The organism is Neobacillus endophyticus (assembly GCF_013248975.1).
GTDB lineage: Bacteria > Bacillota > Bacilli > Bacillales > Cytobacillaceae > Neobacillus > Neobacillus endophyticus.
Window position 1 is genome coordinate 3,023,951 of sequence record NZ_JABRWH010000001.1, and the last position, 20,661, is coordinate 3,044,611.

The window sequence follows — 20,661 nt, forward strand, 5'->3', positions numbered from 1 at the left end:
ATGTTTCCTAGGAAAATGGATGTGGGAATCGGTGGAAGAATATTAACAATAAAGATTCAATGTTTTCGGTCTTGGGCTTCAGGCTACAAATTGACATTCAAATATTGCAAAGTTAATAATTGCGCGATATGATTGAAGTTATGGACAAAATTTTTGTCAAAAGAGAGGAAGACATGATGGGTAAAAAATTTACAGAAGAAGTTTTATCGCGCCGGACCTTTGCAATCATATCCCACCCGGATGCAGGTAAAACAACACTGACAGAGAAATTATTGTTATTTGGCGGTGCCATTCGTGATGCAGGTACTGTAAAAGCAAAGAAAACGGGAAAATTTGCTACAAGTGACTGGATGGAAATTGAGAAGCAGCGCGGGATTTCTGTTACTTCCAGTGTCATGCAATTTGACTATAACGGATATCGAGTAAATATTCTGGATACCCCTGGGCACCAGGATTTCAGTGAAGACACCTATCGGACTCTAATGGCCGTTGATAGTGCTGTGATGATTGTGGATTCGGCAAAAGGGATAGAGGATCAGACTATAAAGCTGTTTAAAGTGTGCCGTATGCGCGGAATTCCAATTTTTACTTTTATCAACAAGCTCGACCGCCAGGGAAAATCCCCACTAGAGTTGCTCGCAGAATTGGAAGAGGTTTTAGGAATCGAATCTTACCCAATGAACTGGCCGATTGGAATGGGGAAAGAATTCCTTGGAATTTATGACAGATATTATAATCGGGTTGAACAATTTCGTACAGACGAAGCTAACCGGTTTATTCCGCTAAACGACGAAGGTGAAATTGCCGGGGATCACCCACTAAAAGAATCGGGGCTTTATGAGCAAACATTGGAAGAAATAATGCTCCTTAATGAAGCAGGAAACGACTTTTCCCCTGAAAGGGTAGCAGACGGAACCTTGACACCCGTATTCTTCGGAAGTGCATTAACAAACTTTGGTGTTCAAACATTTTTGGAGACGTATTTGCAATTTGCTCCGCCTCCAAAGGCCCGCAATTCTTCTGCAGGAGAAATTGATCCACTGTCTGAACAATTCTCCGGGTTTGTTTTTAAGATTCAAGCTAATATGAATCCCGCTCACAGGGACAGGATTGCATTCATTCGTATTTGTTCAGGTAAATTTGAACGGGGAATGACGGTCAATATACCTCGCTTAGAAAAACAATTAAAGCTGTCACAATCAACTTCCTTTATGGCAGAGGAGCGGAATACGGTTGATGAAGCCGTAAGCGGCGATATAATTGGCCTTTATGATACCGGAACCTATCAAATAGGAGATACACTTACAACCGGAAAGGATCAATTCCAGTACGAAAGATTGCCGCAGTTCACTCCTGAGCTGTTTGTAAGAGTGTCAGCCAAAAATGTCATGAAACAAAAGTCATTCCATAAAGGTATTCAGCAGCTTGTACAAGAAGGTGCCATTCAGCTCTTTAAAACAGTGAAAATGGAAGAATACTTGTTAGGTGCAGTAGGACAGCTTCAGTTTGAAGTATTCGAGCATCGGATGAAAAATGAATATAATGCTGAAGTTTTAATGGAACGATTAGGCTCTAAACTTGCCAGATGGGTTGAAAGTGATGAGGTGGACGAGAACCTTTCCAGTTCGCGCAGCATGATTGTAAAAGATCGTTTTGACCAATATGTATTTTTATTTGAAAATGACTTTGCCCTTAGATGGTTTCAAGATAAGAATCCTAACGTTAAGTTATATAATCCAATGGATCAGCATGAATAGTTTCCGAAGCCTCAGAACGGTCATCCGTGCTGAGGCTTTTCTACCTGAAAAATTATTTTTTCTAAACCCCCACAAATTGCTTCATATGCGACGTACCTATGTAGTGATAATTGCGGCCGCAATTTAAATGGGTTTCTTCCTAAAACTGCCTGCTTCCCCCATAAAGACCAATGGGTAATCGTATGTTATAATTGGTCGAATAAGAGGTGAGCAGATGTTAGGTTTATTGTTTTTAACAAAGAAAAACAAACGAACTTTAGAAGAAAAAGTTGCCTTAGTTCAAGAAGGTGACAAGGCCCTCCTAAATGAAATTATTGATGACTATAAGCCATTTATTGCAAAGACGGTTTCGTCAGTTTGCAAAAGATATATATATGAAACTGACGATGAATTTAGTATCGGTCTGATTGCTTTTAATGAAGCGATTGAAAAATATTCCAAAGAACGTGGAAGTTCTCTTTTGAGTTTTTCGGAAGTGATCATTAAACGTCGAGTCATTGATTATATCCGCAAACAAACAAGAAATCAGCATATTAGCATGGACTTGGGTCTTACTTCCCCAGAGGAAGAATCACCTGGTACAGTGATTGTAAATGAGCTTTCAGTTGATGAATATAATAAAAAAAATGATGAACAGTTAAGAAAAGATGAAATCCTTCAATTTCAAGCATTGCTTGCCAAGTTTGATTTAAGCTTTAATGACTTGGTGGAAAATGCTCCGAAGCATTCGGATGCCAGGAAAAACGCCATATATGCGGCCAAAATGCTATCAGAGAATAAAGAATTGATCGACAACATGTTTGAAAAAAAACGGCTGCCGATAAAAGAGCTCGAAAAAATGGTCAATGTCAGCAGAAAAACGATAGAGAGAAACAGGAAATACATTATAGCAATAGCACTAATTCTGACAAGTGATTACATTTATTTAAAGGAATATTTAAAGGGGGTGCTTGAATGAAAAAAGGAATTATCATGCAAATAGATGATGCATTTCTAACACTATTAACCCCTGAGGGAGAATTTTTGCGGGCAAGAAAACAAGAACAGCCTTATGTGATAGGGGAGGAAATTTATTTTTTTCCTGTGGAGAATCAAAGATCCTCCCGTCTGTTTCAATCCGTAAGATCTTATCTGACAAGACCTGCTTTAATCACTGCGATTGCTATGCTTGTTTTCGGAGCATCGATTATTCCGATGTATCAAAACAACAAAGCTTATGCCTATATGTCCATTGGTGTAAATCCAAGTATTGAACTTGGAATTAATAAAAAAATGCAAGTCATTAATCTAACTGCCTATAATAATGAAGGAAAAAAAATAATCTCCCAATTGAAGAATTGGAAAGATCAAGATGTATCAAATTTAGCGGAATCTATATTAACAAAAATGAAAAATGATGGATATTTAAAAAATAATCATCAGATCATTATTTCTACTGTCCGAACTGATCAAAACGATAGCCAAGCTGATCAAAAACTGCAGGATAATATAAAGCAAATAAAAACTTCTGTAAATGCACAAAATTTACAGTTAACGCTATACAAGGGCACTGAGAAAGATTTGCAAGAAGCACATAAAATGGGAATAACAACAGGTCAATACCAATCGACGAATCATCAAAATGCCGAAGTGAAAGAGGAAAAGCAGGTTGAAAATCCAAGTGTAAATGATACTCCTTCACAAAAAGCTAATACGGTTCCTCCTGGACAGATTAAAAAGCAAATGGAAAACAGTCCTACAAACAAGCAGCAATCTGATAGAGTGAAAAATATGATCGAGCATCCAGCCCTTCCTAGTCCAAACATGCATGCACCGGGTCAGTTGAAAAAAAACGATATAATTAATCAAATAGATCCATTCGATGAAGAATCAAGTGACCACAAACAAACGAAAAAGCCACTAAAGCAGCCAGAAAAATTTATGGAAAATGACGATAAGGAAAACCAGAAAGAACTTAAGCATATCGATCATCAAAACAATCATAAGAGTAAATAAAAACAGGTCCGGCAATCGCCGGACCTTCTTCCATATTATATAATTATTCGGATTTTCCTGATAATTGTGCTTGAGCTTGTTGTACAAGTCTTTTTGTTATTTCGCCGCCAACTGAGCCGTTTGCTCTTGACACTGTGTCGGAGCCTAATTGAACACCAAACTCTTGAGCGATCTCATATTTTACCTGATCCAAATATTGTTCAATGCCAGGCACTAATAATTTATTTCTGCTATTAGCCATTTTACTTTCAACTCCTTTTTATCCAGAGATGTTTTATTTCTCTGTAATTGTATTATTATTTTTCTTGGCCATTTTCATTAATGGTAATGTTTTTCGAAAATGGATGTTAATCGGTTCCAACACTCACGTCTTTTGTTGGATGCATAAATGGGGAGGCCTGGGGCTTTCGTTTATTTTCAAGAATCTCCCGGTTTTCAGAGGTATTCCAGCCGATATCATTTGTTGGATGAACCCATTCATCACCTGACATGATCGCTGGGTCTGTATCCTTTGACCAGTTTTCTAAAGGTGAATTAGCAGAGGAATATTTGCTGTCACCTATTGTAACACCATACTTATTGACAAACGGGTCTTCCATTTTAATGCCGGTTCCCTGAAAGCTTGGCGCATTAATTTGATGCGGCATGGTTTCTTGAATGCTTTCCGCTTTTTCTGTCGTTTCTTTTTTCTCGTTTCTCATATTTCTCACCTCTGTTTTTCATTATTTTCTTCACGTAAAGTTGATTTATTAATGAAAAATAAGGAAACGAATATTAACGTTAATTTATCCAAAACTATAGTTGTAAGATTAAGTTTTAGGAGGAGTGCACATGGCAAAGAGGAAAGCAGAATTCGATGCAGTGGAAAAATATACAAAAACCCCTCATAAAAATGTCCAAGAAAGTGAATTTTCGGCTGAATTTACCGATAACAATAATGCCATTAGATTTGCTAATCGCAATTCCAAGCAAGGAAAAAAAGGAAGAGGTTAATGGGCCGACGCAGAAAAACTCCACCGCGCATACCAGTAGAGGAATTTAGCTTCGAATATGGTGATGTAAATGGAATTCCGCTTGTTAACACAAAAAATGATTTGAACAAAACCAAAATTAAAAAAGAAAAATAAGCCGGAAAAGTCCGGCTTATTTTTCAAAAAAAGGAAACAACATTGCTTTATTATTGGTTGGATCAAAGTACGTTAGTAAAAAGGCAGAGCCCCTTTGAATTTCTCCAAATTGTAAATATTTTTGTAAGTCAAAGGAAAGCTCCTCAAGTACAGTATGCTTGTATAACTCCATTTCCCCAAGGTTAAGCTCCAAAAAGTCTTTTCCTAAAAGTTTAGGACTTTCAATAATTTGTTTATACATTTTGGTTCGTATGCCTTTATCAGTTGATTGGGCCCACCATGGTTTTCTTGGCTTGAATTTATGATTTTTTAAATAATCATATTTCATCAGACCAGTAATAATGTCATGGTGTTCAACCGTTTTTTGCTTCAAAAAAGCATCCAGTCTTCTAAATAAGTCTTCAAGTTGATGGCCAATTCTTGACCAGCCCTGCTCGTCCCAATAAGAACCGAATTCCTGAAAGAATTCAAATGGAGTTTCAAATACTTTGCTGACTAAATATTCAACAGTATAATCCATACGATGATCATTCCAATATTTTTCTAACACATCTTCCACTTGTTTAATTCTGATCACATCATCAAAAGAAAGAACGTTGTTACTTAAAATTTCATATGGAGAATGATCCATATAAACATATTGATGTTCATCCGCTCGCAAGCGAACCCCAGTTCCGCGAAGCATCTTCAAAAATCCCAGCTGCAGTTCTTCAGGCCTCATGTCAAACACATCATTAAATGTTTGGCGGAAAGAGGAATAATCCTCTTCCGGAAGGCCGGCAATTAAATCTAAATGTTGATCAATTTTCCCGCCTTCTTTGACCATGGTGACTGTCCGCATCAATTTACTGAAATTTTGCTTTCTTCTTACAAGCTCATTGGTAAAGTCATTTGTGGACTGAACGCCAATTTCAAAACGAAATAATCCCTCAGGCGCTTCTTGGTTAAGAAACTCAATGACCTCTGGACGCATAATATCCGCTGTGATTTCAAATTGAAAAACGGTACCTGGAAGGTGTTCATCAATTAAAAAACGAAACATTTCCATTGCATAACTTCTGCTGATGTTAAAAGTTCGGTCAACAAATTTTATTGTTTTAGCCCCATTAGCCATCAGCCAGCGGATGTCATCTTTAATTTTTTCCCGATCAAAATATCTGACCCCTACTTCGATAGAGGACAAACAGAACTGGCAGCTGAATGGACAGCCTCTGCTTGTCTCGATATAAGTAACCCGTTTTGAAAGATGGGGGATATCTTCTGAAAAACGGTACGGAGATGGGAGCTCTTTAAGATCAAGCTTATTTCTTTGGGGAGTGACAATCACTTGATCATTACTCCGAAAAGCGATACCAGGAACATTTTCATAATGCTTGTCTGTCGAGATTTCGGAAAGCAGCTTTTTAAATGTCAGCTCCCCTTCTCCCATTACGATAAAATCAATGTCTTGATAATTCTTCATCCACTCAAGTGTATCGTAGCTTACTTCTGGGCCTCCAAGAACAATTAACAGACTAGGATCAATTTTCTTAAGCATACTGATGACCTTTAGGGTTTCTTCAATATTCCATATATAGCAGCTGAATCCAATTACTGTTGGTTTCTGCTGATATAGATCAGAGACAATATTCATAACCGGATCTTTTATCGTATACTCTTTCAATTGGATATCGAATTCTGGAAAAGCAAAGGCTTTTAAATAACGAATGGCAAGGTTTGTATGAATATACTTTGCATTCAACGTAGCGCATATTACTTTCATGAAAAAGCTCCTTTACATTGGATAAAACAAATAATAATTATAATATATTTTCGTCAAAAAGAATAGAAGGCAAACACATTTCCAGGTTGTTCCTGTTTCATACTTAGGGAAATGAATGGAAATTAACAGTCATGTTTACAGAGTCTCTCGTTAAAATGAATTCTGTTATATTACAACATTTTTCCTGTTATACAATTATGAACTCCTTAAACCCCCAATTGTGACGGCGCATTTTAACCTAATCCAATTCCTGTATCAAAATTTTTTTAATGATGTTTGACTTTTGTCACAGCTTTTTAATTTTGGTAGTTATAAAATTACATCCAAGATGTTATTTATTCATGTTTTTTCGAGTTATATTTTCGACCGAATAAGGGGAGGGACATTATGTCTATTTTACCGAATAAAAATGAACTAGGATTTTTTGAAATCCGCTTGGAATCTATCGGCGGCCTTGGAGCGAATCTAGCGGGGAAAATGCTGGCAGAGGCTGGAGTTTTGGGGCTTGGTTTAAACGGATCGAACTTCTCATCCTATGGTTCTGAGAAGAAGGGGACACCAGTTAAAAGTTTTATCCGATTTTGTGAACCGGGAACAGCTATTCGTGATCACAGCCCTATTGAACAGCCTCATGTTGTAGGTGTATTTCATGAGGCACTTTATAAAACGATAAGCGTCGTCAGCGGCTTAAATGCCGGTGGGATTGTTCTGGTCAATACAGCGCGTGATTTTGATGATGTAAAATCTGATCTAAAACTGGAATATGGCACGCTTGCCATCGTGGATGCGCTAACGATTGCTGTTGAAGAAAAAACAAAAGTAAATACAGCTATGCTTGGAGCCCTCTTCCGTATTTGTGATTTTCTTGATCCAGATGCAATGAGAAAGGTCATCCGCAAAACATTTGAGAAAAAATATCCGCACTTGGTGGAACCAAATTTGCGTACATTTGACCGCGGTTATAATGAAGTACGCTTCAAAACATATGAAGTTCCTGCGGAAGCAGAAGGAAAAGCTTTTACACGCCCGTTTCCAATGTTAGGCTATCATACACAGGAGCTCGGAGGAGTGATCACAGCTCAGGCAAATAGTATTTTAAAAGATTTAAGCGGATCACGCCAAGGGTTCCTTCCGGAATTTCAACAGGAAAAATGTATCAATTGCGCTGCCTGTGATAATGTCTGCCCTGATTACTGTTTTGTATGGGAAGAAGGAGAAGACAAAAAGGGCAGAAAGCAAATGTTCCTTAAAGGGATCGATTATCAATATTGCAAAGGCTGTTTAAAATGCGTTGAAGCCTGTCCGACAGATGCATTAAGTGATCTCCGTGAAATGATGGGTTACGCAGACGAAAATCGAGTGAAGCAAAACTTTCCGTATGTTGCAGGAGGTAATTTTTAATGGCAATTTTAGAGGATAAATTAACTGAACAAACGGCAGCAGAACAAATTTCTACTTTTGAATCCGGCAATGAGATGGCGGCGATGGCGGCTGCCCAAATCAATTATCATATTATGGGCTATTTCCCAATTACCCCTTCCACTGAAGTGGCCCAATTTTTAGATCAAATGAAAACACGCGGAGAGCATGATATTATGCTGATTCCTGCTGATGGCGAACATGGTTCAGCGGGGATCTGCTATGGTGCTGCAGCAACTGGGGCGAGGGTGTTTAATGCTACTAGCGCAAATGGATTTTTATATATGATTGAACAGCTGCCAGTTCAAGCTGGTACCCGCTTTCCAATGGTATTAAATCTTGTCACACGTGCGGTTAGCGGCCCGCTCGATATTCGTGGAGATCATTCTGATTTATATTATGGGTTAAATACAGGGTGGGTTATTTTAACGGCAAGAACACCGCAGGCTGTTTATGATATGAATATCATGGCGCTTAAGATTGCTGAACATTCTAAAGTCCGCCTGCCTGTAATTGTTGCATACGATGGTTTCTGGACCTCCCATCAAAAACGGAGAGTTGAATATTTCAAAGATCGGACGGTTGTTCAGCAATTTGTAGGGGAATGCCCGACTGATTACAATTTTATCAGAGATCCAAAACTGCCGGTAACCATCGGTGCCCATATGAATGGTGAAGATCTTATGAATAACCATTTCCAACAATCAGAAGCGATTTACCATGCAGGAGAAGTATTGAAAGAAGTCGCGGCTGAATATGCAAAATTATCAGGTAGAGAGTATCCTGTTTTAGATTTATATAAAATGGATGATGCGGAAGTTGCTGTATTCCTGCTAAATTCTGCAGCCGAGTCAGCAAAGGATGTCGTCGACAAGCTTCGTGAACAAGGAATTAAAGCTGGAGTTATCAGTCCGAATATTCTTCGTCCTTTCCCGGCAAAGGAGATCCGCGAAGCACTGAAAAATGTGAAATCATTACTGGTCGGAGAACGGGCAGATTCCTATGGTGCACATGGACCGAACTTGACACATGAAATCAAGTCCGCTCTTCAGGATGACAGGAATAACCAAACAATTGTTCTAAGCCGTGTGTTTGGTATGGGCGGTAAAGACTTTTATCCTAGTGATGCTGAGGCCTTCTTCCAAATGGCAATTTCAGCTATGGAAAAAGGAGTGGCGGAAAAGCCATTTGATTACTATGGCCATGTTCCAGGTGACCCAGAAAAAATCCTAAAGCCTGTGATTGAACCTCAGCATGGTGATGTTTACAAATCAGGTTTAATTGAAGTTAAAATGGATGAAGCAACAAATAAGCTAAAGGTGAAAATTCCTCCACTGCGCATGTTGACATCCAAACCGAAACGAATTGCTTCCGGTCACGGTGCTTGTCCTGGGTGCGGAATTTTTGGCGGTCTTGAATTATTCTTCAAAGGTATTGAAGGTGATATCGTCACATTGTTCCAAACAGGCTGTGCATATGTTACGACCACTTCATACCCATATAGTTCTCATAAGCAGACGATGATGCATAACCTGTTCCAAAATGGGGCGGCAACATTGTCAGGCACGGTGGAAGCCTTTATGGAATTAAAACGCAGGGGTGAAATTCAAGTCGCTGATGACGCTACATTTGTCATGATTACAGGTGATGGCGGTATGGACATCGGAATGGGTTCCGCTATTGGAACAGCACTTCGCGGACATAAATTAATCATGCTGGAATATGATAATGAAGGTTATATGAATACTGGCTCACAATTGTCTTATTCAACACCGCTTGGCCATATGACAAGTACATCTGGTGTAGGAAAAGCTCAACAAGGAAAAACGTTCCATCATAAGGATACAGTTCAAATTATGGCTTCTACTAATATTCCATATGTATTCACCGGATCAGAAGCATTCCCTCAAGATCTTGTTAAAAAAGGTGCAAAAGCCCAATGGTATGCACAAAATGTGGGCCCGGTTTTTGGAAAACTATTAATTACTTGTCCGTTAAACTGGAAATCAGAAGATCGTTACGGTACAAAAATTCTTGAAGAAGCCGTTAACTCCTGTTTCTTCCCGTTATACGAAGTTGAACAAGGTGTAACAACTATTACCTATAATCCGGAAGAAAAGAATAAACGGGTTTCAGTAACTGAATGGTTTAAATATATGGGTAAGACTAAGCATCTATTAAAAGAAGAGAACAAACCCCTCTTAGAAGCTTTTGAGGACGAAGTTGAAAAAAGATGGCAACGCCTGAAAGCTAAGCATGAAAATCCATTACTATAATTTTTTGAAAAATCGTAAGGTGTTGAAAAAGCACTTTGCGATTTTTCTTTTCTTTTAAGAAATAAATGTAAATTTAAAAGGGTTTTTCCATTTTATGTTGAATATTATGGTGTAAAAATGTTTAAACGACTCTGGTTAAGAACGGGGTGTAAAATGACGTGGAAAAAAATACTCACCTTGGATTTAAAAGAGAATTACCCGATAACAATTTAAGGGTAAGCGAGCAGATGTATCGCCGGATATTTGAGGACTCCATGGATGGGATGTTTTTATGGAATAATCAATATCAAATTGTTAATATCAACTTTGCGGCTGAACAAATGCTAGGACTCTCGAAAGAGCGTATAATTGGCCGCTCATTATTCGAAATATATCCAGAGGACAAGAAACAGGAAATTCGCGAACATTTTGAGCGTGTATATCAATATGGAGAAAATTCTTCTTCGATTGTTTTTGATATAAGAGGCGATAAACAAAGACATTTTGACTATTCAACAAAGCGCGAAATTGTGGAGGGTCTGAATGTCACCGTTTTCAAGGATATAACTGAAAAAGTGGAGATTGAACAGCAGCTGCGAAAATCGGAGACACTTAACGTAATTGGAGAACTGGCTGCAGGAATCGCCCATGAAATAAGAAATCCAATGACAGCATTAAAGGGGTTTATTCAATTACTGGAGAGCAGTATTAAAAAAGAGCATACGATGTACTATCAAGTTATTACATCTGAGCTGGAACGGATTGACTCCATCATTAATGAATTTTTACTACTTGCTAAACCAAAGGAAATTCGTTTTCAGGAAAAAGATATTCAGCAAATTATGAAAGAAACAATTGATTTGTTAAATGCACAAGCACTTCTGCATAACGTCCAATTTATTACAGCTTACGATGAGCCTCTCCCGTTGATTTTCTGTGAACCCAATCAATTAAAAAAAGTTTTTGTAAATCTTATAAAAAATGCGATAGAAGTCATGCCTAATGGTGGGGCCATAACAGTAACGATTTCAAAAGAGGAAAATCATCAAATTCACATTTCGATAAAGGATGAAGGTTTCGGTATCTCAAAAGAAAAAATTAATAAATTAGGAGAACCGTTTTTTACCACGAAAGAAAGAGGGACTGGTTTAGGATTAATGGTCAGTTATCGAATCATTGAAGAGCATAAAGGAGTTATTAGTGCAGAAAGTGAAGAAGGAAAGGGAACGGTATTCCATATTTTTCTTCCTGTTAATCATATGAATTATAGTTAAAAAACCACTTCTTTACATAAAGGAAGTGGTTTTTTGATCAAGGACTCGTCTACAGCAGTTGAACCGCCTTTTGAATAACTGTTGTAACATCGGTGAATTCTTTACGCTTTTTGATAAGAAAAGTACCCAATTCAAGCGCTTTTTGTTTGGCTGAAATTCTTGCATCGTTATCCTCAATTCGATCTAAATCAGCTACATGGGCTAATCCAATGGTTCTTCGCACCAGTTCACAGCCTGCGAATCCCAGCGCATCTTCAAAATATTTCGTCAAATTGAATTGCAAAAATTCTGTTGTATTTGCCAAGACCTCTTTGTTTTCTGTTGTCCAAAGCTGGGAATAATGCTCCTTAAAGGTATGCCAAACCGATTCAATATGGCGAGTAAAAAACTCTCGTTTATCGATATTAACAATTACCTGAAAGAAAAGATTGGCAAAAACCTGCCCGATGTCAAAACCAGCTGGACCGTAGAAAGCAAATTCTGGATCAATAACTTTTGTTTCCGCATTATTGGCAAAGACACTTCCAGTATGCAGGTCCCCATGAAGCAGTACTTCTGCTTCTGTTAAGAAACTTCTTTTTAAAATGTTTACATGGAATATGAGTTCTTCATCTTTCCAGATTGCTTCAACTGCGGGAATCAGTCTTTTTTCAAAATCATTAGTTTCAGCATTAAAGTACGGATCCGTGAAGATTAAATCTTCAGTAATTTTACATAGTTCTGGATTAATAAATTGTTGAACTGACTCTTTTTTGCCGGAAGGACCTAATCCATAGTCAGAAGTGTAAAATAAGGTTCTTCCAAGGAATTCACCAAGATGCTGGGAAATTTGTGGATACGTTTCTCCGTTAATAAAGCCTGCCCTGGCTATTGTCAGATGAGACAAATCCTCCATCACTGTCACAGCCAGAATTTCGTCAGTGAAATAAACCTTAGGGACGTAGTTCGGTGCTATTTTCCCAAATAACATTAGCGCATCTGCTTCGATTTTTGCTCTTTTTAGAGTTAAAGGCCAGCTTTCTCCGACCACTTTGGCATATGGCAAAGCTTGTTTTATGATAATGCTTTTTTCATTTTTTTGATCCACAATGTGAAAAACAAGATTGAGATTTCCATCTCCTATTTCCCGGCATGACAGTTCAGCCTCTTCGTGAAATATATTCAGCCTTAATGCAAGCTCAACGGCAGTTTCTTCAGTTAATGGCTTGTATTCCTCTAATTTTACTTGACTCATTGTTTTTTCCCTCCTTGTCATTACGAGGCTTAAATAACGTCAAAGTCATAAAAAAAGCCTCATTCCTTTCTGGAAGAGGCTTGAGAGACAGTGGTTTACGGTCTTCGCCTCTTATCTCTCAGAAAGTTCATCCTTCTGTTGGAATTAGCACCGTGCCCTAATAAGACTCTTTTGGCCTTATGGCGCTTTACTTAAAGCTGCGCCCCATTTCACAATGGCATTACGGTCGGTTGCTGGGCTTCAAAGGGCCAAATCCCTCAGCCAGCTCGTGATAAGAGTGTTGAAAAATTTTAAATTTTCCATGTTCGAGAAAAAATATATCAGGTTGAAAAGAAAATTGTCAACAATTTTTCTAAGAAAATTATTTATAGTATTCCGGTTTTCTATCTGCAAAAATCGGAATTTGCTTTCGTACAGCTTTTACTAGGTCAAGATTAATTGTTGCAGATAAAATTTGCTCTTCAGCCCCTGCCTCCGCAATTATTTCACCCCATGGATCAATGATGAGGGAATGACCTGCAAATTGGTTATTAGGGTCACAGCCTGAACGGTTGCAAGCTATAACATAGCATTGATTTTCGATTGCTCTGGCAATTAATAGAGAGCGCCAATGAGATAGGCGGGGCTCTGGCCACTCAGCCACGACAAATAATGTTTCAGCCCCTGCAGAAGTGTGGGCCCGAATCCATTCAGGAAAGCGGATGTCATAACAAATAACACCTGCAAATGGTTGACCGTCAAGTTGGAAGACTCCTTTTTCTTCTCCAGCCTCTAAATAAATATGCTCATCCATTAGCTTAAAAAGGTGCAGTTTACTATACTGATGAACTATTTCACCGGATTTATTAATAATCAGGAGTGTGTTTTTAACCCCGTTTTCGCCTTGATTAGCAACGGAACCCCCAACAAAATGAACGCGGTATTTTTTAGCGGCATTTTGCAGGAATTGAATGGTTTTATTTGCGTTCGGATCGGCAATCAATTCGAGTCTTGTTAAGTCGTAGCCTGTTGTCCATAGTTCCGGAAGGACAATTATGTCTGGTTTGTCCATAACAGCTTTTTCAATCAGCTTTTCAGCGGTTTCAAAATTCTGCTCCGGTTTCCCGAAAGCAATATTCATTTGCAGACATGAAACAGTATATTGCATGATTTGTCCCCCAATTTATTAGTTTCTGAATTTTCCCTTTACAAGCTGTTATAAAAGTTATATCATTTGTGACTAGAATTTCAACAAAAATTTGAAAAATGAATTGAGAAGGTGAGAATGTGAAGCAATTTCCACCATCGGAATTATTAAATAGCCTGCCAAAGCAGTTTTTTGCCTCGCTTGTCAAAAGAGTTGGACAATTTATTGAGCAGGGATGTGATGTGATCAATTTAGGGCAGGGGAATCCGGATCAGCCGACACCAAATCACATCGTAGCAAAATTGCAGGAAGCAGCTGCAAATCCGGAGAATCATAAATATTCACCATTTCAAGGCCACCGTTATTTAAAAAAGGCAGCAGCTGATTTTTACGAGCGTGAGTACGGGGTGATGATTGACCCTGAAACAGAGGTTGCTATTTTATTCGGCGGCAAGGCAGGATTGGTCGAAATTCCTACAGCGTTATTAAATCCAGGCGATACTGTGCTTGTTCCTGATCCTGGTTACCCTGATTACTGGTCCGGTGTTGCTCTTGCAAAAGCGGAAATGGTTACGATGCCATTGAAAGAGGAGAATCATTTTTTGCCAGATTACGCAGGGATTGCTCCCGAAATAAAAGATCAAGCAAAATTAATGTTTCTCAACTATCCGAATAATCCCACCGGTGCCATAGCATCAAAAGAATTTTTTGAGGAAACAATTAGGCTTGCAAATGAACACCATATTTGTGTGGTGCATGATTTTGCTTATGGGGCGATCGGGTTTGAGGGGAAAAAGCCAGTCAGCTTCCTTCAAGTGAATGGAGCGAAAGAGGCAGGGATAGAAATCTATACCCTTTCTAAAACATATAACATGGCGGGCTGGCGAGTAGGCTTCGCTGTCGGTAATGCCAGTATTATCAAGTCCATTGAACTACTTCAGGACCATCTTTATGTCAGTTTGTTTGGGGCTGTACAGGAAGCAGCAGCCGAAGCACTAAATGGCCCTCAAGATTGTGTGAAGGAGCTTATCGCTTTGTATGAACGAAGAAGGAATGTGCTGATTGACGGCCTTCGCTCACTTGGTTGGAATGTTGCCTCTCCCGAAGGCTCATTTTTTGCATGGCTGAAGGTACCTGAAGGTTTTTCATCTGAAGAGTTTGCCAATCTATTGCTTGAAAAAGCACATATTATGGTGGCACCAGGAGTTGGTTTCGGTACATTTGGTGAAGGATATGTTCGTGTTGGCCTCCTAACATCAGAGGATCGATTAATGGAGGCAGTCAGAAGAATCAGCCAGTTAGAAATATTTAAAAAATAAGTTGACATTTCATGTTTTTCTGGTAAAAATAAGTTATGAACAATGATAAAGTGAATATTTACGAATCGTTTTCTTATCAAGAGCAGGCGGAGGGACTAGCCCAATGAAGCCCGGCAACCGACTTAAATAGTATTTAAGCACGGTGCTAAATCTTGCAGCAATGAGCTGAAAGATGAGAAGATGTTAGTTTGTTGTACTAACCTCTTCCTGTCAGAAGAGGTTTTTTTATATTGAGCTTTGTTACTGCATGTTGATGATTATAACTGTGCCAATTGGAGTGGAAATCAACAGCCAAGTTTAACATGGCCTTATGTTTAAGAAGGATGTGTCAAAATGACTGAATTAATTGCTACTTATCTTGTACAGGGTGAAAATAACCCAGAAAAAAAAGCTGAAGAAATTGCCTTAGGTTTAACAGTCGGCTCTTGGACGAATCTACCGGAGCTTGAGCAGAATCAACTGCGCAAACATAAAGGAAGAGTAGTTTCAATCGAAGGATTGTCATCAGACCAAGAGGGGCATTCCCTTATTCGTATCGCCTATCCAAATGCGAATTTTCCCAGTGACCTGCCAGCAATCCTGACCACGGTTTTTGGAAAGCTGTCATTAGACGGAAAAATAAAGCTGCTGGATTTACAGTTTAATCAGGAATTAAAAAAGGCTTTTCCTGGGCCGAGATTTGGGATAGATGGGCTTCGAAAACGGCTAAATGTATATAGTCGTCCATTGTTAATGAGCATTTTTAAAGGTGTTTTAGGCAAAGACCTAGACTTTCTGGCGGAACAGCTAAAACAACAGGCTTTGGGAGGCGTCGACTTAGTAAAGGATGATGAAATCCTGTTTGAAAATGACTTAACCCCTTTTGATAAAAGAATTAAAGCAGGGCAGAAGGTTTTACATGAGGTATTTGAGGAAACAGGGCATCGAACTTTGTATGCAGTAAATCTGACTGGGAGAACTTCACAATTACGTGATAAAGCAAGAAAAGCAAAGGAACTTGGTGCAGATTTATTATTATTCAATGTTTTTGCCTATGGACTTGATGTTCTTCAAGAATTAAGAGAGGATGATGAGATCGCACTTCCGCTCATGGCTCATCCTGCCGTTAGCGGTGCATTGACATCTTCCTCTGTTTACGGTATATCCCACTCCCTGCTCTTAGGGAAGTTATTGCGGTATGCTGGGGCTGATTTGTCTTTATTCCCATCGCCATATGGAACAGTAGCCTTGGAGAAAGCCGCTGCATTATCCATTGCAGACGAATTAACGAAGGATGATGTATTCGGGCAAGCATTCCCTGTTCCATCGGCAGGCATTCATCCAGGTTTAACCCCATTATTGATCCGCGACTTTGGAATTGATTCTGTCATTAATGCCGGCGGAGGTATACATGGACATCCGGATGGAGCGCGTGGAGGTGGTCTTGCATTCCGTCAGGCAATCGAGACAAATCTTCAAGGCAGACAATTGGCAGATGGTGCGAAAGATCATCTAGAGCTTCAAAAAGCATTAAAGATGTGGGGAAATGCAGAGGTGACCGTTTAGATGCCGAAACCGGTAATTTTTTGTGATTTTGATGGAACAGTAACGGAAAGCGATAATATCATCAGCATTATGAAAAAATTTGCTCCGCCGGGGTGGGAACAAGTAAAAGACGACATACTCGGACAAAAGATATCCATACGTGAAGGTGTTGGGAAGCTGTTTTCACTGCTTCCCACCAACATGAAAGATGAAATTACAGATTTTGCTATAAAAAATGCGAAAATTCGCCATGGTTTTAAAGAGTTTGTTGAATTTACTCGTGCTGAGCAAATTCCGCTTTATATTGTCAGCGGGGGAATTGACTTTTTTATTTATCCGATTTTAGAAAAGTTTGGTCCGTTTGCCGGGATTTATTGTAATAGTTCAGACTTTTCTGATGATTATATTAAGATTCTTTGGCCGCAACGTTGTGATTCATTATGCCAAAATGATTGCGGCTGCTGTAAGCCAAGCATTATTCGAAAATTAGATTTGGATATCAGCTTTAAAATAGTAATCGGTGACTCTGTAACAGATCTTGAAGCAGCTAAGTATGCTGACTTTGTTCTTGCAAGAGATCTGCTTAAGGAAAAATGTGAAGAGTGGGGTATAAAACACCAGGGCTTTCATACATTTTATGAGTGCATAGAAGGAATTAAAAAGCGAATTGAGGTGGGGGAACTAACATGATCAAAGATAAATGGAAGGAATTGGCGGATATCAAGGACGAACTTGCCGAGCGGGATTGGTTTATGGGAACCAGTGGAAACCTTGCGATTAAGGTAAGTGACAAACCTTTGCAGTTTCTGGTAACAGCTAGTGGAAAGGACAAACGCAAGCGGACCGATGAAGATTTTCTACTTGTAGATGAATTTGGCAGGGCAGTGGAGAAGACCCACCTTAAGCCATCGGCGGAAACACTGCTACATGTTGAAATTTATCGCAAGACAAATGCCTGCTGCAGCCTCCATGTTCATACAATTGACAACAATGTTATATCAGAAGTATACGGCGATCACGGCGAGGTCACTTTTAAAGGCCAGGAGCTTATTAAGGCTTTTGATATGTGGGAAGAGGATGCCGTCCTTAAGATTCCGATTATTCGTAATTATGCCCATATTCCAACCCTAGCACATACATTTTCTGAACATATTACTGGTGATACCGGTGCCGTATTGATTCGAAATCATGGAATTACCGTATGGGGGAAAACAGCCTTTGAGGCCAAAAAAATTCTCGAAGCATCAGAATTTTTGTTCCGCTACCAGCTTCGGCTATTAGAACATAAACCATATCAATTATTTAAAGTAGTTTAATAAAGGAAAGGGAGAGAAACGTCATGGCGTATATTACATTTCAAAATAAGCAAGGACAAATTGATCAACATGAGGAAGTGGCAAGCTTTCTAGCATCACAGGAAGTAATTTATGAGAATTGGGACATTAGCAAGCTACCTGCAGCACTTGTCGAGAAGTATTTATTATCTGATGCAGAAAAAGAAGAAATTTTACAAGTTTTTGCAGCTGAAATTTCCAACATCTCAGCAAGAAGAGGATACAAGTCACAAGATGTTATTTCATTGTCTGAAAATACACCAAATCTCGAAGTTTTGCTCCAAAATTTTAAACAAGAGCACCATCATACTGATGATGAAGTTCGATTTATTGTGAGCGGCCATGGCGTCTTTGTCATCCAGGGTAACGATAATGAATTTTTTGAAGTACATTTAAATCCAGGTGACTTAATATCTGTCCCAGAGAATACAAGACATTATTTTACACTTGAGGACGATCGGAAAGTTGTGGCCATTAGAATTTTTGTTACAACAGAAGGCTGGGTGCCTATTTATGAAAAACAAGAAGTAAAAAACTAAATGATATAATAAAGACTGGCTTCAGCTATTGAAGTCAGTCTTATTTTTCATAGATTTCTAGATTTGCAAACGATTACAAATGGTATATTAGGAAAATAAACATCCTATTAAGTTGGAAAATGAATTGGAAATGGGGGGTGGAATTCTTTATGAAATGACAAGAAGAGCATTTGTTTATGAATGAATTGAATTTTGTCGCAATGTTAGCGAGAATAACAAAGAAATTTGTCGAAAAAAGAAATTATTAGATTGTTTTGTCTAGTTTTGCGAATGTATTTACTTTTATAAAAATTCTTGTCATAATTCTTCAAGTAGTCTTCCTTTAAGGCAAGACACAGTATGAGAGTTAGAGGCAGGGGGATAACGTTGTACGAGAATAGTAATAATCATAGTGATATGATTGAAGAAATTAAAGTGAAAAGAGAACTAATGATTGAATGTGCCAATACTCTTGGATTTACAAGCGAGGCAACGATCAAATATAGTCAAGAATTAGATGAATTAATAAATAAATATCACCGCATGATGGGACAAGCATCAACACCTTGTGAAGAAATAAAATTTGCCTTTAAACATATGGTCATGGTATATCAAAAAGTCTTAGTCTAAAAAATATGAAATGATCGACAATACTCCTGGAGAAAACACAATGACTAACAAACCCTTCTATAATTTCAGAGTAACCACATAAGGAAGGTTTTTCCGTTAAATTTTTATTTTGGAACAGCTGCAAGGAAGGCCTTCCACAAGGATTTTTTTCACCATTCACTTCCGTAAAAACAATACCCACATAACGAAATTGATTAACTTCGTGAAAACTCACCCATTATTTTTTGACAGCCTTAGACAGCTTCTGTGATATTTATCATTGTATATGGCTGATTATTCCATATAGTTAATATTAGTACGATATTTAGTATTAATTAAAACTTCCCACATCTATTAATGAATTAAAAGTGATCCATAGTACTTCATAGTAGAGTCAAAAATATAAATATATTTATCAGGTAAGTAAGAAAAGTCCCATCATTAGTAATATGCTATTATGACGATTCATATATCGTTAATAAAGCATTTTTTAAACTAGAAAGCAACCGCTTTCAAAAAATGTCCTTTTAGAGGAGGGAAGCTCTACATGCACATTGTCGTATGTGTAAAACAAGTACCTGATACCAAAATTATTAAAATTAATCCCAAAACAAACACACTCGACCGCAGAAGTGCACCAGCCATTTTAAATCCATACGATGCCCATGCCGTTCAGGAAGCGGTAAAAATTAAAGAAAAAACGGGAGGCATCATATCAGTATTGTCTATGGGACCGCCGCAGGCGACAGCTGTCATTAAAAAAAGTATCGAAATCGGCGCTGACCGAGGATTTTTAATTACTGATCGTGCTTTTGCCGGAGCGGATACTCTCGCAACGAGCTATGCATTATCAAAAGCATTGGAAAGAATCAACAAGGAGCTTCCTGTCGACATAATCATTTGCGGTAAACACGCTATTGATGGTGATACAGGACAAGTTGGGCCGGGAATTGCCAGAAGAATGGACATCCCGCCTGTCACAAGTGTTATCGCAGTTGAAGAAGTAAATGTAAAAGAAAAAACGGTGTTAATTAAAAGGAAATTAACAAGTGGTTATGAGCTGATTCAAGCAGAATTGCCATGTTTATTAACAGTGGAAAAAGAAATTAACGAAATTGAATATCCCCCCATGCCTAACATGATTAATGCAGCAAGGTATGAACCGATCATTTGGGCAGTCAGCGACCTGGAAAATGTTGATCATGCGCAGCTGGGATTAAAAGGGTCCCCGACAATTGTAGGCAAAATGTTTACACCGCCAAGACCAGAAGGCGGGAAAAAGTTCGAAGGTACTGCAGATGAACAAGTAAGCCAGCTAATGGACATTTTACAGGACAAAAAAGACCTATTTTCTATTCAAACACCTAATTAAGCAGGTGAAATTTGAGGACTTTGCTGGGAGGGGTTT

20 protein-coding genes and 2 riboswitches are annotated in these 20,661 nt (G+C 38.6%); of the genes, 15 read left to right on the plus strand and 5 right to left on the minus strand.

Features of this window, described 5'->3' with window-relative positions:
• The first annotated feature begins 176 nt into the window (after nt 1–176).
• The 3 genes from HPT25_RS14945 (at nt 177) to HPT25_RS14955 (ending at nt 3,752) form a co-directional block, all read left to right on the plus strand.
• Nucleotides 177–1,757: a peptide chain release factor 3 gene (locus tag HPT25_RS14945; protein WP_173071157.1), complete on the plus strand. Its 1,581-nt coding sequence runs from the start codon at nt 177–179 to the stop codon at nt 1,755–1,757.
• Nucleotides 1,758–1,971: 214 nt separating this feature from the next.
• Nucleotides 1,972–2,715: an RNA polymerase sigma factor SigI gene (sigI, locus tag HPT25_RS14950; RefSeq protein ID WP_173065634.1), complete on the plus strand. Its 744-nt coding sequence runs from the start codon at nt 1,972–1,974 to the stop codon at nt 2,713–2,715.
• Entirely contained in the window at nt 2,712–3,752 is a 1,041-nt protein-coding gene (locus HPT25_RS14955) for an anti-sigma factor domain-containing protein (RefSeq protein WP_173065637.1), read from the plus strand. Before sigI ends, HPT25_RS14955 begins: the two co-directional genes overlap by 4 nt.
• A gap of 43 nt (nt 3,753–3,795) precedes the next feature.
• On the opposite strand, the gene HPT25_RS14960 is transcribed toward HPT25_RS14955, so the two are convergent.
• Together HPT25_RS14960 and HPT25_RS14965 are read right to left on the minus strand one after the other, a co-directional pair.
• The gene (locus HPT25_RS14960) at nt 3,796–3,993 is read right to left on the minus strand and encodes an alpha/beta-type small acid-soluble spore protein (RefSeq protein ID WP_173065640.1); all 198 of its coding nucleotides are present in this window, start codon (nt 3,991–3,993) and stop codon (nt 3,796–3,798) included.
• Between the two features lie 106 nt (nt 3,994–4,099).
• On the minus strand, nt 4,100–4,453 hold the full coding sequence (locus HPT25_RS14965; protein ID WP_173065643.1) for a DUF3905 domain-containing protein: 354 nt from the start codon (nt 4,451–4,453) through the stop codon (nt 4,100–4,102).
• Nucleotides 4,454–4,583: 130 nt separating this feature from the next.
• Here HPT25_RS14965 and ykzP point away from each other — a divergent pair, with 130 nt between their 5' ends.
• Entirely contained in the window at nt 4,584–4,745 is a 162-nt protein-coding gene (gene ykzP / locus HPT25_RS14970) for a protein YkzP (RefSeq protein ID WP_173065646.1), read from the plus strand.
• Entirely contained in the window at nt 4,745–4,879 is a 135-nt protein-coding gene (locus tag HPT25_RS29070; protein WP_281368206.1) for a hypothetical protein, read from the plus strand. Before ykzP ends, HPT25_RS29070 begins: the two co-directional genes overlap by 1 nt.
• A gap of 16 nt (nt 4,880–4,895) precedes the next feature.
• On the opposite strand, the gene HPT25_RS14975 is transcribed toward HPT25_RS29070, so the two are convergent.
• The gene (locus HPT25_RS14975; RefSeq protein WP_173065649.1) at nt 4,896–6,641 is read right to left on the minus strand and encodes a B12-binding domain-containing radical SAM protein; all 1,746 of its coding nucleotides are present in this window, start codon (nt 6,639–6,641) and stop codon (nt 4,896–4,898) included.
• Between the two features lie 387 nt (nt 6,642–7,028).
• Here HPT25_RS14975 and HPT25_RS14980 point away from each other — a divergent pair, with 387 nt between their 5' ends.
• The 3 genes from HPT25_RS14980 (at nt 7,029) to HPT25_RS14990 (ending at nt 11,589) form a co-directional block, all read left to right on the plus strand.
• The gene (locus tag HPT25_RS14980; RefSeq protein WP_173065652.1) at nt 7,029–8,042 is read left to right on the plus strand and encodes a 2-oxoacid:acceptor oxidoreductase family protein; all 1,014 of its coding nucleotides are present in this window, start codon (nt 7,029–7,031) and stop codon (nt 8,040–8,042) included.
• The gene (locus HPT25_RS14985; RefSeq protein WP_173065655.1) at nt 8,042–10,336 is read left to right on the plus strand and encodes a thiamine pyrophosphate-dependent enzyme; all 2,295 of its coding nucleotides are present in this window, start codon (nt 8,042–8,044) and stop codon (nt 10,334–10,336) included. Before HPT25_RS14980 ends, HPT25_RS14985 begins: the two co-directional genes overlap by 1 nt.
• A gap of 158 nt (nt 10,337–10,494) precedes the next feature.
• On the plus strand, nt 10,495–11,589 hold the full coding sequence (locus HPT25_RS14990) for a PAS domain-containing sensor histidine kinase (RefSeq protein ID WP_312857292.1): 1,095 nt from the start codon (nt 10,495–10,497) through the stop codon (nt 11,587–11,589).
• A 49-nt stretch (nt 11,590–11,638) separates the two neighbouring features.
• Here HPT25_RS14990 and mtnK read toward each other — a convergent pair whose 3' ends face one another.
• Nucleotides 11,639–12,823 (minus strand): S-methyl-5-thioribose kinase, encoded by a 1,185-nt coding sequence (gene mtnK / locus HPT25_RS14995; protein WP_173065658.1) that lies wholly within the window; start codon nt 12,821–12,823, stop codon nt 11,639–11,641.
• Between the two features lie 108 nt (nt 12,824–12,931).
• A riboswitch (SAM riboswitch) is annotated at nt 12,932–13,101 on the minus strand.
• 83 nt (nt 13,102–13,184) lie between these two features.
• Nucleotides 13,185–13,970, minus strand: a complete 786-nt coding sequence (locus HPT25_RS15000) for a carbon-nitrogen family hydrolase (RefSeq protein WP_173065661.1) — start codon at nt 13,968–13,970, stop codon at nt 13,185–13,187.
• 119 nt (nt 13,971–14,089) lie between these two features.
• On the opposite strand from HPT25_RS15000, the gene HPT25_RS15005 reads away from it, so the two are divergent.
• From HPT25_RS15005 to HPT25_RS15035, 7 genes are all read left to right on the plus strand, one after another.
• Nucleotides 14,090–15,268 (plus strand): pyridoxal phosphate-dependent aminotransferase, encoded by a 1,179-nt coding sequence (locus tag HPT25_RS15005; RefSeq protein WP_173065663.1) that lies wholly within the window; start codon nt 14,090–14,092, stop codon nt 15,266–15,268.
• Nucleotides 15,269–15,338: 70 nt separating this feature from the next.
• Nucleotides 15,339–15,447: riboswitch (SAM riboswitch) on the plus strand.
• Between the two features lie 154 nt (nt 15,448–15,601).
• Nucleotides 15,602–16,813 (plus strand): 2,3-diketo-5-methylthiopentyl-1-phosphate enolase, encoded by a 1,212-nt coding sequence (mtnW, locus tag HPT25_RS15010; protein ID WP_173065666.1) that lies wholly within the window; start codon nt 15,602–15,604, stop codon nt 16,811–16,813.
• Complete coding sequence (locus HPT25_RS15015) at nt 16,814–17,482, plus strand: 2-hydroxy-3-keto-5-methylthiopentenyl-1-phosphate phosphatase (RefSeq protein WP_173065669.1); 669 nt, start codon at nt 16,814–16,816, stop codon at nt 17,480–17,482.
• On the plus strand, nt 17,479–18,108 hold the full coding sequence (locus HPT25_RS15020) for a methylthioribulose 1-phosphate dehydratase (RefSeq protein ID WP_173065673.1): 630 nt from the start codon (nt 17,479–17,481) through the stop codon (nt 18,106–18,108). The genes HPT25_RS15015 and HPT25_RS15020 overlap by 4 nt, the downstream gene beginning before the upstream one ends.
• Before the next feature lie 23 nt (nt 18,109–18,131).
• A complete protein-coding gene (mtnD, locus tag HPT25_RS15025) occupies nt 18,132–18,665 on the plus strand; it encodes an acireductone dioxygenase (protein WP_173065677.1) in 534 nt (177 codons plus the stop codon).
• 366 nt (nt 18,666–19,031) lie between these two features.
• Complete coding sequence (locus tag HPT25_RS15030) at nt 19,032–19,274, plus strand: aspartyl-phosphate phosphatase Spo0E family protein (protein WP_173065680.1); 243 nt, start codon at nt 19,032–19,034, stop codon at nt 19,272–19,274.
• A 526-nt stretch (nt 19,275–19,800) separates the two neighbouring features.
• A complete protein-coding gene (locus HPT25_RS15035; RefSeq protein ID WP_173065683.1) occupies nt 19,801–20,625 on the plus strand; it encodes an electron transfer flavoprotein subunit beta/FixA family protein in 825 nt (274 codons plus the stop codon).
• The last annotated feature ends 36 nt before the right edge of the window (nt 20,626–20,661 follow it).